Origin of the sequence: Sporosarcina sp. 6E9, from assembly GCF_017921835.1 — a bacterium.
Lineage (GTDB): Bacteria > Bacillota > Bacilli > Bacillales_A > Planococcaceae > Sporosarcina.
Genome location: NZ_JAGEMN010000004.1, coordinates 45,951 through 61,626, shown reverse-complemented (window position 1 = coordinate 61,626; position 15,676 = coordinate 45,951). Strand labels below are relative to the sequence as shown.

The 15,676-nt window shown below is 40.4% G+C and carries 17 protein-coding genes and 1 riboswitch; all 17 genes read left to right on the top strand.

Translation table 11 applies throughout. The features are described from left to right. The 17 genes from J4G36_RS14775 to sufU all read left to right on the top strand — a co-directional run bounded on the left by J4G36_RS14775 (position 1) and on the right by sufU (position 15,656). Complete coding sequence (locus J4G36_RS14775) at positions 1 to 357, top strand: arsenate reductase family protein (RefSeq protein WP_210471169.1); 357 nt, start codon at positions 1 to 3, stop codon at positions 355 to 357. A 77-nt stretch (positions 358 to 434) separates the two neighbouring features. Then, positions 435 to 815 carry a glycine cleavage system protein GcvH gene (gcvH, locus tag J4G36_RS14770; RefSeq protein WP_210471168.1) on the top strand — a complete coding sequence of 127 codons (381 nt, stop codon included), beginning with the start codon at positions 435 to 437 and terminating at the stop codon, positions 813 to 815. Positions 816 to 894: 79 nt separating this feature from the next. Beyond that, positions 895 to 1,233, top strand: a complete 339-nt coding sequence (locus J4G36_RS14765; RefSeq protein ID WP_210471167.1) for a toprim domain-containing protein — start codon at positions 895 to 897, stop codon at positions 1,231 to 1,233. A gap of 16 nt (positions 1,234 to 1,249) precedes the next feature. After that, positions 1,250 to 1,549: a thioredoxin family protein gene (locus J4G36_RS14760; protein WP_210471166.1), complete on the top strand. Its 300-nt coding sequence runs from the start codon at positions 1,250 to 1,252 to the stop codon at positions 1,547 to 1,549. Positions 1,550 to 1,605: 56 nt separating this feature from the next. Continuing rightward, positions 1,606 to 1,713: riboswitch (SAM riboswitch) on the top strand. Between the two features lie 82 nt (positions 1,714 to 1,795). Next, entirely contained in the window at positions 1,796 to 2,821 is a 1,026-nt protein-coding gene (locus J4G36_RS14755) for a methionine ABC transporter ATP-binding protein (RefSeq protein ID WP_210471165.1), read from the top strand. Then, positions 2,814 to 3,482, top strand: coding sequence for a methionine ABC transporter permease (locus J4G36_RS14750; RefSeq protein WP_210471164.1), 669 nt, complete (start codon positions 2,814 to 2,816; stop codon positions 3,480 to 3,482). Before J4G36_RS14755 ends, J4G36_RS14750 begins: the two co-directional genes overlap by 8 nt. Positions 3,483 to 3,548: 66 nt before the next feature. Further along, complete coding sequence (locus J4G36_RS14745) at positions 3,549 to 4,400, top strand: MetQ/NlpA family ABC transporter substrate-binding protein (RefSeq protein WP_210471163.1); 852 nt, start codon at positions 3,549 to 3,551, stop codon at positions 4,398 to 4,400. Between the two features lie 214 nt (positions 4,401 to 4,614). Next, the gene (locus J4G36_RS14740; RefSeq protein ID WP_210471162.1) at positions 4,615 to 6,264 is read left to right on the top strand and encodes a peptide ABC transporter substrate-binding protein; all 1,650 of its coding nucleotides are present in this window, start codon (positions 4,615 to 4,617) and stop codon (positions 6,262 to 6,264) included. A 118-nt stretch (positions 6,265 to 6,382) separates the two neighbouring features. Continuing rightward, the gene (locus tag J4G36_RS14735; protein ID WP_210471161.1) at positions 6,383 to 7,318 is read left to right on the top strand and encodes an ABC transporter permease; all 936 of its coding nucleotides are present in this window, start codon (positions 6,383 to 6,385) and stop codon (positions 7,316 to 7,318) included. Continuing rightward, positions 7,318 to 8,241, top strand: coding sequence for an ABC transporter permease (locus tag J4G36_RS14730; RefSeq protein ID WP_210471160.1), 924 nt, complete (start codon positions 7,318 to 7,320; stop codon positions 8,239 to 8,241). The genes J4G36_RS14735 and J4G36_RS14730 overlap by 1 nt, the downstream gene beginning before the upstream one ends. A 15-nt stretch (positions 8,242 to 8,256) precedes the next feature. Continuing rightward, complete coding sequence (locus J4G36_RS14725) at positions 8,257 to 9,285, top strand: ABC transporter ATP-binding protein (protein WP_210471159.1); 1,029 nt, start codon at positions 8,257 to 8,259, stop codon at positions 9,283 to 9,285. Further along, entirely contained in the window at positions 9,278 to 10,312 is a 1,035-nt protein-coding gene (locus tag J4G36_RS14720; protein ID WP_210471158.1) for an ABC transporter ATP-binding protein, read from the top strand. Before J4G36_RS14725 ends, J4G36_RS14720 begins: the two co-directional genes overlap by 8 nt. Before the next feature lie 188 nt (positions 10,313 to 10,500). Further along, a complete protein-coding gene (locus tag J4G36_RS14715; protein ID WP_246880643.1) occupies positions 10,501 to 11,703 on the top strand; it encodes a dicarboxylate/amino acid:cation symporter in 1,203 nt (400 codons plus the stop codon). Positions 11,704 to 11,891: 188 nt separating this feature from the next. Further along, positions 11,892 to 12,671, top strand: a complete 780-nt coding sequence (gene sufC, locus J4G36_RS14710; RefSeq protein ID WP_210471156.1) for a Fe-S cluster assembly ATPase SufC — start codon at positions 11,892 to 11,894, stop codon at positions 12,669 to 12,671. 18 nt (positions 12,672 to 12,689) lie between these two features. Further along, the gene (gene sufD, locus J4G36_RS14705; protein ID WP_210471155.1) at positions 12,690 to 13,997 is read left to right on the top strand and encodes a Fe-S cluster assembly protein SufD; all 1,308 of its coding nucleotides are present in this window, start codon (positions 12,690 to 12,692) and stop codon (positions 13,995 to 13,997) included. Continuing rightward, positions 13,997 to 15,226, top strand: coding sequence for a cysteine desulfurase (locus J4G36_RS14700; protein WP_210471154.1), 1,230 nt, complete (start codon positions 13,997 to 13,999; stop codon positions 15,224 to 15,226). The genes sufD and J4G36_RS14700 overlap by 1 nt, the downstream gene beginning before the upstream one ends. Further along, positions 15,216 to 15,656 carry a Fe-S cluster assembly sulfur transfer protein SufU gene (gene sufU / locus J4G36_RS14695; protein WP_210471153.1) on the top strand — a complete coding sequence of 147 codons (441 nt, stop codon included), beginning with the start codon at positions 15,216 to 15,218 and terminating at the stop codon, positions 15,654 to 15,656. The genes J4G36_RS14700 and sufU overlap by 11 nt, the downstream gene beginning before the upstream one ends. The last annotated feature ends 20 nt before the right edge of the window (positions 15,657 to 15,676 follow it).

Here is a 15,676-nt window from a genome sequence, read left to right as displayed (position 1 = left end):
ATGAAACTGACCTATTACGGATACCCTAAATGCAGTACGTGCAGAAAAGCGAAAAAGTCGCTGGAGTCGTATGGTGTTACTTTTGAAGAAATAAATATTGCTGAAAACCCGCCAAGCGAAGATGAACTTCGTGAAATGATTGCGGCGTCTGAGTTGGATATTAAAAAGTTTTTCAATACGAGCGGAAATGTTTATCGTGAGCTTAAGTTGAAAGATAAATTACCAACAATGACGGAAGATGAAAAAATTAAGCTATTATCATCAAACGGCATGTTGATCAAGAGACCAATTGTATATGGCAATGGAAAAACAACCGTTGGATTCAAAGAAGAAACGTTTGAAAAAGTCTGGAGATAATGGCTACTCGTCTTGTATTTCCAGCTAGCTTATGGCACTATTAGATTGAAAGAATAACTATTTTGGGGGCTATGATTATGAACACACCAAAGGAATTTAAGTATTCAGAAGAACATGAGTGGGTAAAAGATGAAGACGGTAAGTACCGTATTGGAATCACACACTTTGCACAGTCTGAACTAGGCGATATTGTTTTCGTTGAGTTACCTGAAGTTGGCGATGAGATAACTGCAGACGAGCCTTTCGGTAGCGTTGAATCAGTTAAAACAGTTTCCGAGTTATATGCGCCTATTAGCGGAAAAGTAGTTGAAGTGAACGAAGAGCTAGAAGATAGCCCGGAGTTTGTGAACGAATCTCCTTACGAACAAGCGTGGATGATTGTTGTTGAACCATCTAATGTTTCTGAATTGGATGCACTTATGTCAGCTGAAGACTATGACAAAATGACAATCGAGTAATCATTGACATGGGACGCCGAGTGCTATTCGGCGTTTTTTTCTGTCTAAAGATGAATATTGGCAAAGGAGTCGATTCACAATGGAATTTGAAAAAGTACTGATTGTAGAAGGTAAATCAGATCGTATAAGAGTCAGTCGGATACTTGCTGAACCAATTGAAATTATCTGTACACATGGTACGATAAGTCCGTATCATTTAGAAGAATTGCTAGCTTCTTATGAACAACATGAGATGTATGTCTTTATGGATGCGGATGAAGATGGTGAAAAAACGCGAGCACTTTTCAAGAGAGAATACCCATTGGCAATTCATCTTTACACGGAAAAAGTATATAAAGAAGTCGAAACGACACCCTATAATGTACTAGCCGCGGTGCTTCAAGCAGCACATTTTGAGGTCCGCGCTGAATTTTTATAGTAAGAAGGTAGATATAATGGATAATTGGACGAGAGAAGAATGGGAAAGACAGCTTGAAGAATCGGATGTTGCGGTATTTTATTTGTACACGCCGCTGTGTGGGACCTGTGCAGTTGCTTCGAAAATGATGAATGTAATCACCGTCATGAAGCCAGAAATCCCAATCGGAAAGGCTGATTTGAATTACCTTGAGGACTTGGCCATCGATTATAAAATTGAAAGTGTGCCTTGCCTTCTCATCGCAAAAGAAGGCGTTCTACAAGAGAAGGTTTATGCATTTCATTCAGTACCCGATCTACTAATGAAAATTAGTTGACATGCCCTAGTCATTTATGATAAATTTACTCTTATAGTAAACATATAATCAAATCACTCTTATAAAGAGCGGCGGAGGGAAGTGCCCTATGAAGCCCGGCAACCATCACTTTTGTGAACTGGTGCCAAATCACACAAAGCGCGTTTTGCTTTGAAAGATGAGAGATTGGACAAACGCTTATTTTAAACGTTGAGCCTTTCTGCATCTAGCGGAAAGGCTTTTTAATATTTGTTGAGGTGGAGAAAAATGATTCAGTTAAAAAATGTAAACAAAGTCTTCGGTGAAGGCGCAAATTCTATCGTTGCCGTCGACGGCGTCACCTTCGATATCGCTGAAGGCGAAATCTTCGGCGTTATTGGCTATAGTGGTGCAGGAAAGAGTACACTCATTCGACTCCTAAATGGACTAGAGATGCCAACGAGTGGAGCAATCACAATTGGCGGTTTAGAAATCTCAGCCATTAAAGGACAACAATTAAGGAAAGCCCGGCAAAAAGTTAGCATGATATTCCAACACTTTAACTTGCTATGGTCAAGAACCGTTAAAGATAATATTGCATTTCCACTTGAAATCGCAAATGTACCTAAAGTGGAACGCGATAGAAAAGTTGCTGAACTAATCGAGCTGGTAGGCTTAAAGGGACGAGAGAATGCCTACCCATCTGAATTATCGGGCGGCCAAAAGCAACGGGTAGGAATTGCGCGTGCACTCGCCAATGATCCAGAGGTATTGCTTTGTGATGAAGCAACATCTGCACTTGATCCTGAAACGACAGATTCGATACTAAATCTACTTACTGACATCAATGAGCGACTAGGGTTGACGATTGTACTCATTACACATGAAATGCATGTCATCCGAAAGATTTGTCATCGGGTTGCAGTTATGGAAGAAGGTAAAGTTGTCGAAATGGGCAATGTTCTTGAGGTGTTCCATTCGCCAAGGGAGCCGATTACAAAACGTTTCTTATCGCAAGTGACGGAACCATCAGAAACAATAGTGGCGATGGAACATATTAAAGAAGAATTCCCATCAGGAACCCTTATAAAACTTGTTTTTGTAGGTGAACGAACTGGACAGCCTGTAATTACGAGCCTGATTCGAAAGTTTATGATTGACGTCAATATTGTACAAGGGAATATAGCCCAAACGCATGATGGTGCATACGGCACGCTCATTCTTCAATTAGTCGGGGAAGAGTCGATTATCCAGGAAGCGATCCATTATCTTAATGAACAAGATGTCCGGACGGAGGTGATCGGCAATGATTGAAAACCTATTTCCGCATGTCGACTGGGCTAAAATGTGGGAAGCGACCTTAGAAACGCTTTATATGACAGCGATGTCGACAGTATTCACATTTGTCATTGGATTGGCGTTAGGCGTATTGTTATTCCTCTCTGGACCAGGACAATTATGGGCGAATAAGTTGATTTCTACGCTTGCAGGGGCATTCGTCAATCTATTCCGATCGATCCCGTTTATCATATTAATTATTCTACTCATTCCATTTACAAAATTTCTACTGGGTACGATACGCGGACCAGAGGCAGCTTTACCTGCATTAATTATCGGTGCTGCACCATTCTATGGCCGTATGGTTTTAATTGCGTTACAGGAAATCGATAGAGGTGTCATTGAAGCTGCAAAATCGATGGGTGCAAAAACTTCTACGATTATTTTTAAGGTTTTATTACCAGAATCAATGCCTGCTTTAATTTCTGGAATTACCGTTACGGCTATTGCGCTTGTAGGGTATACGGCAATGGCGGGTGTTATCGGGGCAGGAGGACTAGGTACACTAGCCTTTTTGGATGGATTCCAACGAAGCCGTGAAGACGTTACGATAATGGCAACCATTCTAATTTTAATCGTCGTGTTTATCATTCAATTTATCGGAGATTTCGCTGTTAAAAAGTTAGACAAAAGATAATTATAGTTAGGAATAACGGGCTTTGCCTGTCAAATATATACAGCATAGAAAAGAGGCGTTCACACAATGAAAAAAGTACTATCAGCAATTTTATTAGCAGCACTTGTTCTGACATTAGTAGCTTGCGGAACAAAAAACGAAGGTGACAAAAACAATGCGAGCAGTGACGGCGGAAATGCTCAAGAAGAAAAAACGCTAGTTGTTGGTGCTTCGAATATACCGCATGCAATTATTTTAGAAAAAGTTAAACCAATGTTGAAAGAAGAAGGCGTTGATCTTGTCATAGACCAATACACAGATTACATCATGCCAAACACGGACCTGGACTCTGGTGAAATTGACGCAAACTACTTTCAACATATACCGTATCTAGAATCTCAAATGAGTGATCATGGCTATGATTTCGTGAATGCGGGTGAAATCCATATTGAACCAATCGGCGTTTATTCGAAAAAGTATAAGTCTCTTAAGGAACTTCCAGATGGAGCAACGATCTTAATGAGTAACTCTATCGCCGATCATGGACGTGTACTTGCAATGCTTGAAGCACAAGGGCTTATCAAGCTGAACGAGGACATTAAGAAAACGACTGCTGAAGTAAAAGACATCATCGATAATCCTAAAAATATCAATTTTGAAGCGGATTATGAAGCGGCTTTATTACCACAACTTTACAACAATGATGAAGGCGATGCAGTGTTGATTAACTCAAACTATGCCATAGATGCAGGCTTGAATCCAATGGAAGATTCAATAGCGCTTGAAGATTCGGATTCACCATACGTGAATGTGATTGCTGTTCGCAAAGGTGATGAGGAAAAAGCTGAAATAAAAGCGTTGATCAATGCATTGAAATCAAAAGAAATTCAGGACTTTATCATAGAAGAATGGAAAGGCTCAGTTGTTCCAGTAAAATAATAATATTATAGATGGAAAACGCTACCGGTAAAGTCTGGAAGCGTTTTTTATTTGGCTATAAAGTATATTTAAATAGTACTATTCATATTTTTCTATAACTTTTGTAAATTGGGGGTAGGAATATTCAATTAATGATAGTATACTTAGCTGTAAGATGTGTTGTAAGCGTATTCAGCATATTGAGTTAATAATGAAGCCTGAGGGGGATTGAATTATGAAGAAAAGTTGGTTAGCATTACTAGTTTTAGTGTTTACTATGAGTATGATTTTAGCGGCTTGTGGTGATGAGAAAACTGGTGAAAAAGAAGGAACATCCGGTGAAAAGGAAGAAACAGGTAAGCTAGCGGCGGATCAAACGTTGAATGTGAACATCAGATCGGAACCGCCTTCATTAAACCCAGCCCTAGCGACAGATACTACTTCAGGTGCGGTATTAAACCAGACGTTTGAAGGTTTAATGCGTGTAAACCAAGAAGGTAAAGTTGAAGAAGCTATGGCAGAGAGCTACGAAATGTCTGACGACGGCTTAAAATACACATTCAAAATCCGAGAAGGTGCAAAATGGTCTAACGGAGATGCTGTTTCAGCAAAAGATTTTGAATACGCTTGGAAGTGGGTACTTGATCCAGCTAATGTGGACACAGACTACGCCTATCAACTTTATATGATTAAAGGTGCCGAAGCTGCTAAAGAAAACGGCGGGTCCCTAGATGATGTAGCCGTTACAGCCGAAGATGATCAAACATTGGTTGTCGAGTTAGAACAAGCAACAGCCTATTTCCTTGAATTGACAGCGTTTTATACGTTCTTTCCCGTCAATGCGAGTGTAGCAGAAGCAAATCCTAACTGGGCACAAGACCAATCTGACACATACGTAACAAATGGTCCATTCCTTATGGATTCTTGGAAACATAAAGATGAGATTGTTTTGAAGAAAAATCCTGAATATTGGGATGCAGATACAGTTAAGTTAGAAACAATCACGATGGTAATGATTGAAGATGAAAATACAGCGAAACAAATGTATGACAAAGGTGAAATCGATTGGCTCGGTTCTCCAACAGACTCCATTCCGTTGGCAGCTATCCCATCATACAAAAAAGACGATGTATTAAACATTTCACCACTTGCAGGCGTTTATTACTACGCGTTTAACACAGAAGCAGAACCATTTAACAACGTAAATATTCGTAAAGCATTCGCTATGGCGATTAATCGTCAAGGGATTGTAGACAATATTACGCAAGCCGAGCAAGCACCGGCAATGGCATTGGTTCCACCTTCGATTTTCGAAGAAAATGCAGAAGGTTACTTTAAAGATAATGATATTGAAGAAGCTAAAAAGTTGATGGAAAAAGGGTTAGAAGAATTAGGTTTAAGTGAAATGCCAACGATTAAACTTTCTTATAATACAAGTGAAGCACATGGATCGATTGCGCAAGCAGTTCAAGATATGTGGAAAAAGAATTTAGAAATCAATGTTGAACTTCACAATGAAGAGTGGGGTGTCTATCTTGACTCCATGGGCGCAGGTGACTTCCAAGTCGGACGTATGGGTTGGCTTGCTGACTTTAACGATGCGATCAACTTCCTAGAAATCTTTGAAACTAAGGGTGGAAACAACTATACAAACTGGGAAAACTCGGAGTATCAAGGTTTGTTGAAGGAATCAAGAACTGAGACAGACGCTAAAGCACGTGAAGATTTATTACGTAAAGCAGAAGATATCTTTATGGATGAACTTCCGTTAGCGCCACTTTACTTCTATACAAACGTATGGACGAATAAAGATAAAGTTAAAAACGTTGAAGTATCACCACTAGGTCTCGTTCAATACAAATGGGGCTATATTGCAGAAGAATAACAAGTCATAGGACACAATGATCGTTATAGGTTTCATAGGGGTGATTTGTTTTCACCCCTATTTTTTGTTCAATGAAGGAATATACACTTTATCCAAAGGATTACGGAGGTGTTCTCACTTGGCTAGATACTTACTTAAACGAATTGGCTACATTCTAATTTCCCTGTTATTTATTATCACAATCACATTTGGACTAATGAAATTAGCACCGAGTGGGCCTTTTACATCCGAACGAAAAACATCTCCTGCAATCGAACGACAAATGCAGGAAGCATACGGATTAAATGACCCTATTCATGAACAGTATTTTAATTATTTGATTAGCGCTGCCAAATTTGATTTTGGCCCTTCATTTAAATATGAAGGTCAACAAGTTACGGATATTATTAAAAGAAGTTTTCCCTACTCTTTAATTCTAGGATTGGAGGCCATTTTTATCGCATTGGCTTTCGGTGTGTTGTTTGGGACCGTTGCTGCCATTCGGCATAATAAGGGAAGTGACTATACCGTCATGGTGATTGCGATTTTGGGGATTTCTGTCCCGAGCTTTGTTATGGCGACAATCCTACAATATATTTTTTCAATGCAATTGTCTTTGTTGCCAATTGCTCGATTCGAGTCTTTTGCCCATACGATATTGCCGGCATTTGCACTAGCAACGACACCGCTCGCGTTTATTGCCAGGTTAATGCGGTCTAGTATGTTAGAAGTGTTGAATGCGGATTATATCAAAACAGCAAAATCAAAAGGATTATCGGAACGCGTAGTTATCTATAAACACGGACTTAGAAATGCAATTTTACCAGTTGTATCCTACATGGGGCCATTGGTAGCCGGCATATTAACCGGTAGTTTTATAATCGAAAAGATATTTGGAATTCCAGGTTTAGGCCGCGAGTTTGTTGAAAGTGTCACAAATCGAGATTACACAGTTATTATGGGGACTACCGTATTTTTCAGTGTCCTATTACTTATATCCATTTTGATAGTCGATCTTATTTACGGCTGGGTTGATCCACGGATAAAACTGGCAAATAAGGGGGCTAATAGTTAATGACACGTTTGCAACTGGAAAAGTCAGATTTCGAACCATTGGGAATAGATCAAGAAGCATCTGAAAAAATCGTAGGTGAAAGTTCATCCTATTGGAAGGACGCAGGGCGTCGTTTCCGTGAAAATAAGCTAGCCGTTTTCGGTGTCATTATGATTGTATTACTAGCAATTATGGCCTTGATTGGTGAACCGATTTCAGGAAAAAGCTACGATGATACCAACATTATGAATGTGAACAAGACTCCGACTGCGGAACATTGGTTTGGAACGGATAATCTTGGTCGAGATATATTTGCAAGAACATGGTATGGCGCGAGAATTTCATTATTCATCGGTTTAATGGCTTCTCTAATTGATTTAGTAATTGGTGTGATTTGGGGAGCGATATCCGGCTTCTTTGGCGGCAAAGTAGATGAGTATATGATGCGGATAGCAGATATTCTGTATGGTGTACCTTATTTATTAGTCGTTATCTTGTTGATGGTTGTTATGCCTCCAGGATTATGGACGATGATCATTGCAATGAGCATAACGGGTTGGATTAGTATGGCAAGGATTGTGCGTGGACAGGTTCTGCAACTAAAATCTGAAGAATACGTCATGGCTTCAAAATCATTAGGGGCGAGTAACTTCAGGTTGATGTTCCGACACTTGATCCCTAATACATTAGGTCCGATCCTTGTTACGTTGACTTTAACAATCCCTACGGCAATATTCACAGAAGCATTTTTGAGTTATCTAGGTTTAGGTGTACCTGCACCTCGTGCGAGTTGGGGAACCATGTCGTCGGATGCATTATCAGGGTTTGAGTATTATCCATACCAGCTCTTTTTCCCAGCATTCTTCATTTGTTTGACGATTCTCGCATTTAATGTCATCGGCGATGGATTGAGAGATGCATTGGATCCGAAAGAAGGCAAATAAGGAGGTACGCACAAATTGAAAAAAATATTAAAAGTCAATGACCTATCAGTGTCGTTTGAAACATATGGTGCAGATGTAAAGGCCGTTCGTGGCGTTTCTTTTGAATTAGAAGAGAAGGAGACATTGGCCATTGTAGGCGAGTCTGGATCAGGTAAAAGTGTCACGGCCTATTCAATCATGCGCTTAATCGATATGCCTCCCGGTAAGTTCGATGGAGGAACCATTCTTTTCAATAATGAAGATTTAACTATGAAGTCGGAAAAACAAATGCAGGAGATTCGTGGGAAAGAAATAAGTATGATATTCCAAGATCCCATGACGTCATTGAATCCAACCATGTCGATAGGTAACCAAATTTCTGAAAGTCTCATTAAGCATCAAAACATGACGAAGAAACAAGCCTTTTCGCGCGGTATTGAATTGTTGAAACTTGTTGGAATACCTAACGCGGAAACCCGGATTAATCAATACCCACACCAATATTCGGGTGGTATGAGGCAACGCGCGATGATTGCGATTGCTTTAGCTTGTAATCCTAAAATACTGATAGCCGACGAACCAACAACTGCGCTAGATGTGACGATTCAGGCGCAAATCTTAGAGCTTATGCGTGATTTGCAGGAGAAAACTGGCACAGCAATCATATTGATTACACATGATTTGGGGGTTGTGTCAAGCGTAGCAGATCGAGTTGCAGTTATGTATGGCGGGAAAATTGTAGAAACAGGAAATGTAGATGAGATATTCTATAACCCTAAGCATCCTTATACTTGGGGATTGCTAGGTTCAATGCCGAAAGTAGATAGTAAAGGGGAAGAGCTATTAGCAATTCCGGGTTCACCGCCGGACTTATCGGATCCTCCAAAAGGATGTCCATTTGTCACGAGGTGCCCATATGCTATGAAAGTCTGCAAAAATGATATGCCTGAGTACACGGTATTATCGAATACGCAAAAGACAGCATGCTGGTTATTGGATGAACGTGCTCCTAAAGTAGAAATCCCGGAAACTGCTATCGTAGGAGGTTATAAGCAACATGTCTGAAAATCGAGAGAAATTACTTGAAATAAAAGATTTGAAAAAGCATTTTAAAGTGGATCGAAACAAGATTTTGAAGGCAGTCGATGGAATTACATTTGATATTTACAAAGGTGAAACATTCGGCTTGGTAGGCGAATCCGGCTGTGGAAAATCCACTGCTGGCCGTACAATCATGCGTCTATATGAGGCAAGTGGTGGAGAAGTGCACTTTCAAGGTGAAAATGTGCATGCGAAAAAATCGAAAAAAGAATTGAAGAAATTCAATCGAAACATGCAGATGATTTTTCAAGATCCTTATGCATCACTAAATCCTAGAATGACCGTTAAGGATATAATTGCGGAAGGGCTCGATATTCATGGTTTAGTAAAAAATAATGCTGAACGAACTGCCCAGGTCAACGAATTGCTGGAAACTGTCGGACTTAATAGTGAACATGGCAATAGATATCCGCATGAGTTTAGTGGCGGTCAGCGCCAAAGGATAGGGATTGCCCGAGCTTTAGCGGTAAATCCGCAATTTATCGTTGCTGATGAACCGATATCGGCTTTAGATGTTTCCATTCAGGCACAAGTTGTCAATTTACTAAAAAGATTGCAAGTAGAACGCGGCTTAACCTATTTGTTTATCGCACATGATTTATCGATGGTCAAACACATTAGTGATCGTGTGGGTGTCATGTATTTGGGGAGCATGGCTGAAGTAACAACTAGTGATGCGCTATTTGAAGAACCCTTGCATCCTTATACACAGGCGTTATTAAGTGCTATACCCATCTCAGATCCAATATTAGAACGTAATCGAGAAAGAATGATTATCAAAGGAGATATACCGAGTCCAATCGATCCGCCAAGTGGTTGTCGTTTCAGAACGAGATGCCCCTTCGCGAAAGATATATGTAGTGAAGTGGTGCCGAAATTGATAGAAAAGAAGAAAGACCATTGGGTGGCCTGTCATATATATAACGAAAAATACAGTGACCAATTCGATGTACAGAAAGCCCCGATTGAAATGGGCATTCCTATTAACTAACGCTACATAATTACTGGATGACGCTAATCGCCCGGTTCCCTAAATTTTCGGGGGCCGGTTTTTTCTTTGAATTTTATCCAATTCCCATCTTTTCCAATTAATTTCTTTGAAATAAATAAACATTTCACTTTTTGTTATGTTATCGTAGGATTGAGCATAAAAAAATATCATTTTAGGGGGAAATGGATTTGAAAATTAAGATAGGCCTGATATGGAGAATTGTCATAGCGATCGCATTGGCAATTAGTTTGGGATTACTTACACCTATGATAGGTGAAGGTTTTGCAAAAGGATTTGTAAGCTTATTTGCAACTTTCAACATGATATTTGGCGGCTTTCTGAATTTCGTTGTTCCGTTAATCATTATTGCATTTATTGCGCCAGGTATTGCAAAGCTAGGAAAAGGATCTGGAAAACTTTTAGGTCTGGCGGCGTTTGTTGCCTATTTATCGACAATTGCAGCCGGTATTCTTGCCTTTTTTTCAGCGACAACATTATTGCCAAACTTTATTGGTAACTTTGCAAATGCAACTGTTAAAGAAGGGACAAGAGTTCCAGCAGAAGCGTTTTTTGAACTTGAAATGACGCCGATAATGGGGGTTATGTCAGCGCTTTTGATTTCCTTCTTATTCGGAATCGGTATGGCAGCGATTAGTAGTAAATCGATGTTAGCTGTCTTTGAAGAATTCAATGTATTAATTGAACGGGTCATTTCATTTGTCATTATACCGCTTTTACCATTCCATATTTTTGGAATATTTCTAAATATGACGTATAGCGGGGAAGTTGCTAAGGTATTATCTGTATTTGCGGTTGTCTTTATCATGATTATCATTCTTCATTTACTCATGTTGACTATCCAATATACGGTTGCTGGATCACTTTCAGGCCGCAATCCATTGGGGTTAATGAAAACGATGGCACCAGCTTATTTCACTGCACTTGGTACACAATCATCTGCCGCAACGATTCCAGTTACATTAAGGCAAGCGCGAAAAACAGGCGCATCCGAGCGAGTTACGGATTTTTCTATCCCGCTTTTTGCTACGATTCATTTATCGGGAAGTACAATTACGCTTGTGTCATGTGCGATTGGTGTCATGTTAATGAATGATATGCCAATTGTGTTTTCTAGCTTTCTACCATTCATTTTCATGCTAGGTGTCACGATGATTGCAGCACCTGGAGTTCCAGGCGGCGCGGTAATGGCGGCAGTTGGACTATTAAGCTCAATGCTTGGCTTTAGTGAAGCAATGGTTGCACTCATGATTGCATTGTACATGGCCCAAGATAGTTTCGGAACGGCAACAAACGTAACAGGTGACGGTGCACTTGCAGTTATTGTGGACAAGTTCACGAAAGACAAAGTATCGGTTCCAGATTCTCAGTGAAAATAGTTTAATTGAGAAAGACAAATCTTCTTTTATGATATCCACTCAGAAGTCTTGAATTAGGGGCAATCTATAAAAAGCCTTGACTTCTCAATGATTTGCAAGGTACTGCATAATCGGGTAAGATTAGAATGATACTAAATAAAGAATGGATATCCATTCACAATAAACATATTGGAGGTATTGGAATGGCAACTTTAGAAATTAAAGGTCTTCACGTTGAAATAGAAGGCAAGAAAATATTGAAAGGCGTCGATTTGACGATCAATACAAACGAGATCCACGCAATTATGGGTCCAAACGGTACAGGAAAATCTACTCTCGCGCAAGCGATTATGGGACACCCAAGATATGAAGTAACTGCAGGTACAATTACACTTGATGGTGAAGATGTACTTGAAATGGAAGTTGATGAGCGTGCAAAAGCAGGCCTCTTCCTAGCAATGCAATACCCAAGTGAAGTCACAGGCGTTACAAATGCTGACTTCTTACGTTCAGCGATAAACGCTAAGCGTGGAGAAGGTAACGAAATTCCATTAATGGGCTTCATTCGCGATCTTGATGCGAAAATGGCAACACTTGAAATGGACGAGGATATGGCTACTCGCTACTTGAACGAAGGATTCTCAGGTGGAGAGAAGAAGCGTAATGAAATTCTCCAGCTTATGATGTTACAACCTAAATTCGCTGTGCTTGATGAAATTGACTCAGGTCTAGACATCGACGCATTGAAAATAGTAGCAAAAGGAATTAACGAAATGCGCGGTGAAGGTTTTGGTTGCCTAATCATTACTCACTACCAACGCCTACTTGACTACATTACACCAGATCATGTACACGTTATGATTCAAGGGAAAGTTGTCCAATCCGGTGGTGCAGATTTAGCTCACAAGCTAGAAGCACAAGGATATGACTGGTTACATGAAGAACTTGGTATTGAAGAAGAAACTGTAGAGCAAGAAGCTTAAGAAAGGGGACTATTCAAAATGACGGTTGAAACAAAATCGGTATTGACCGAACAGGATATCCGTTCCTTTTCAAAAAAAATGAATGAAGCCGCGTGGATGACAGATTTCCGTGCAGATGCATTTGCGAAATTGGAACAACTTCCTATGCCAACACCAGATAAAACAAGAATTAATCGATGGAACTTTACGGATTTTCCTATCCATGCAACAGAAAGTCCTGTATATACAACATTAGATGAACTTCCTGAAGATGCACAAGCGCTTTTTGACACGGCGAAAGAGAATAACGTCTATGTACAACATAATAATACGCCTGCATTTGTTTCCTTGTCAGAAGACTTGAAAGAAAAAGGTGTTATTTTAACTGATATATTCACAGCAACACGCGAACATAGTGATCTTGTGAAAAAGTATTACATGACGGACGGTGTAAAAGTCGACGAACATAAATTAACTGCATTCAATGCGGCATATATGAACGGTGGCGTATTTGTATACATTCCGAAAAATGTGATTATTGAAGACCCAATTCAGGCATTGTTTTATCATGATGATGAACAAGTATCGATCTTTAACCACGTTATCGTAGTTGCCGAGGCGAATAGTTCACTGACATATATCGAGAACTACATGTCGACAGTTTCAGAATCAAAAGGAAAAGCAAATATTGTATCTGAAGTTTTCACAGGTGACAATGCACAAGTAACTTATGGTGCAGTAGATGTGCTTCCAGTAGGATTCACAACTTACGTAAACCGTCGTGGTATCGTAGGTCGAGACAGCCAACTTAACTGGGCACTTGGACTAATGAATGACTGTGATACGATTTCAGAAAACATCACACATCTTGTCGGAGACGGTTCAGATTGCGACATGAAAACAGTTGTTGTTGGCCGTGGAAAACAACGCCAAAACTTCACAACAGAAATCATTAGTTGGGGCAAAAACTCTAACGGTATGATTTTGAAGCATGCTGTCGTAAAAGACGAGTCAACTGCAATCTTTAACGGTATCGGTAAAATCACTAAAGGAGCAACGGGATCGAACGCCGAACAAGAATCACGTATGCTTATCTTAAGTGACCGCGCACGTGCAGATGCAAACCCAATTTTACTTATTGCTGAAGACGAAGTAACAGCAGGTCACGCAGCATCTGTAGGTAAAGTTGATCCGCTTGAAATGTTTTATTTAATGAGTCGTGGAATATCAAAAGAAGAAGCACAACGCCTTATCATTCACGGATTCCTCGCACCAGTCGTTGCCGAATTAAAGGTCGAAGGTGTTAAGAAACTGTTGACGGAGGTTATTGAAAGGAAAGTGCGCTAATGCTTAACAAAGACATCCGCAAACATTTTCCAATACTTCAACAAGAGATAAACGGGCATCCGCTCGTTTATCTTGATAGTGCTGCAACTTCCCAGAAGCCGCAGCAAGTCATAGATGCAATGAGTAATTATTACGAAAAAGATAATTCAAACGTTCACCGAGGCGTGCACACGCTCGGTAATCAGGCGACAGAAGCATATGAAGGCGCGCGGGACAAAGTGCGCGACTTCATCAATGCGAAGTCACGGGAAGAAATCATTTTCACGCGCGGAACGACTACATCGTTAAACATCGTTGCACAAAGTTACGGTCGCGCCAATGTTGGCGAAGGCGATGAAATAGTCATTACACATATGGAGCATCACTCGAATATTATTCCTTGGCAACAACTTGCAAAAGAAAAAGGTGCTGTTCTTAAGTTTATTGACCTTGAAGAAGATGGGACAATTACACTGGATAAAGTACGTGAAACTGTCACTGAGCGAACAAAAATCGTATCAATCATGCATGTGTCAAACGTACTTGGAACAGTAAACCCAATCAAGGAAATCACTGAAATTGCGCATGCAAATGGCGCAATTATGGTTGTAGACGGGGCACAAGCTGCTCCTCATATGAAGGTTGATGTGCAGCAACTCGATTGTGATTTTTATGCATTTTCCGGGCATAAAATGGTCGGCCCTACCGGTATTGGTGTGTTGTACGGTAAAAAAGAATTACTAAACAAGATGGAACCCGTCGAGTTTGGCGGAGAGATGATAGACTTTGTTGGCCTATATGAATCTACGTGGAAAGAACTGCCATGGAAATTTGAAGGTGGTACCCCAATTATTGCAGGTGCTGTAGGTCTAGGCGCGGCGATTGATTATCTCGAAGAAATCGGCTTAGATAATGTTGAAAAACATGAACAACATCTTGCCGAATATGCAATGAAAAAAATGTCCGAAGTCGAAGGTGTTACGATTTATGGACCACTTGAACCAGAAAAACGTGCAAGTCTAATCACATTTAATCTGAACGATGTTCACCCTCACGACCTTGCGACTGTGCTTGATATGCACGGAATTGCCGTGAGAGCTGGACACCATTGCTGTCAGCCACTTATGAAATGGTTAGATGTATCGGCCACGGCACGCGCCAGCTTCTATATTTACAATACGGAAGAAGACGTTGATCGCCTCGTGGACGGACTCCGCATCGCAAAGGAGTATTTTAACGATGTCAACTAGAAATCTTGATCAGTTATACCGCTCGGTGATTATGGATCACTATAAGACACCGAGAAATAAAGGCGTAATCGAAGAAAGCAGTGTCACCGTCGACATGAACAACCCGACGTGTGGCGACGTGATCCATTTAACGATGCAAGTTGAGGATGGCACGGTTCAAAACGCAAAATTTGAAGGCGAGGGTTGTTCGATTTCCATGGCTTCTGCTTCTATGATGACCCAGATGATTAAAGGGAAATCAGTAGAAGAGGCCCTATCTCTCGCAGACACAATCTCGAATATTATGCTAGGAAATGAATATGATAATTCCATCGATTTAGGAGATATTGAGGCGCTCTCGGGCGTTGCAAAGTTTCCTGCTCGGATTAAGTGTGCAACACTTGCATGGAAAGCGATGGAACAAGGCGTCGGTAAGGAAGATTCCGAGTGAAGTGCAACCTGAAGTAGTGA

Bases quoted from the DNA above. Each gene is read 5' to 3' on its own strand.
- J4G36_RS14775 (WP_210471169.1), top strand. From the start codon at position 1: ATGAAACTGACCTATTACGGATACCCTAAATGCAGTACGTGCAGAAAA.
- gcvH (WP_210471168.1), top strand. From the start codon at position 435: ATGAACACACCAAAGGAATTTAAGTATTCAGAAGAACATGAGTGGGTA.
- J4G36_RS14765 (WP_210471167.1), top strand. From the start codon at position 895: ATGGAATTTGAAAAAGTACTGATTGTAGAAGGTAAATCAGATCGTATA.
- J4G36_RS14760 (WP_210471166.1), top strand. From the start codon at position 1,250: ATGGATAATTGGACGAGAGAAGAATGGGAAAGACAGCTTGAAGAATCG.
- J4G36_RS14755 (WP_210471165.1), top strand. From the start codon at position 1,796: ATGATTCAGTTAAAAAATGTAAACAAAGTCTTCGGTGAAGGCGCAAAT.
- J4G36_RS14750 (WP_210471164.1), top strand. From the start codon at position 2,814: ATGATTGAAAACCTATTTCCGCATGTCGACTGGGCTAAAATGTGGGAA.
- J4G36_RS14745 (WP_210471163.1), top strand. From the start codon at position 3,549: ATGAAAAAAGTACTATCAGCAATTTTATTAGCAGCACTTGTTCTGACA.
- J4G36_RS14740 (WP_210471162.1), top strand. From the start codon at position 4,615: ATGAAGAAAAGTTGGTTAGCATTACTAGTTTTAGTGTTTACTATGAGT.
- J4G36_RS14730 (WP_210471160.1), top strand. From the start codon at position 7,318: ATGACACGTTTGCAACTGGAAAAGTCAGATTTCGAACCATTGGGAATA.
- J4G36_RS14720 (WP_210471158.1), top strand. From the start codon at position 9,278: ATGTCTGAAAATCGAGAGAAATTACTTGAAATAAAAGATTTGAAAAAG.
- sufC (WP_210471156.1), top strand. From the start codon at position 11,892: ATGGCAACTTTAGAAATTAAAGGTCTTCACGTTGAAATAGAAGGCAAG.
- sufD (WP_210471155.1), top strand. From the start codon at position 12,690: ATGACGGTTGAAACAAAATCGGTATTGACCGAACAGGATATCCGTTCC.
- J4G36_RS14700 (WP_210471154.1), top strand. From the start codon at position 13,997: ATGCTTAACAAAGACATCCGCAAACATTTTCCAATACTTCAACAAGAG.
- sufU (WP_210471153.1), top strand. From the start codon at position 15,216: ATGTCAACTAGAAATCTTGATCAGTTATACCGCTCGGTGATTATGGAT.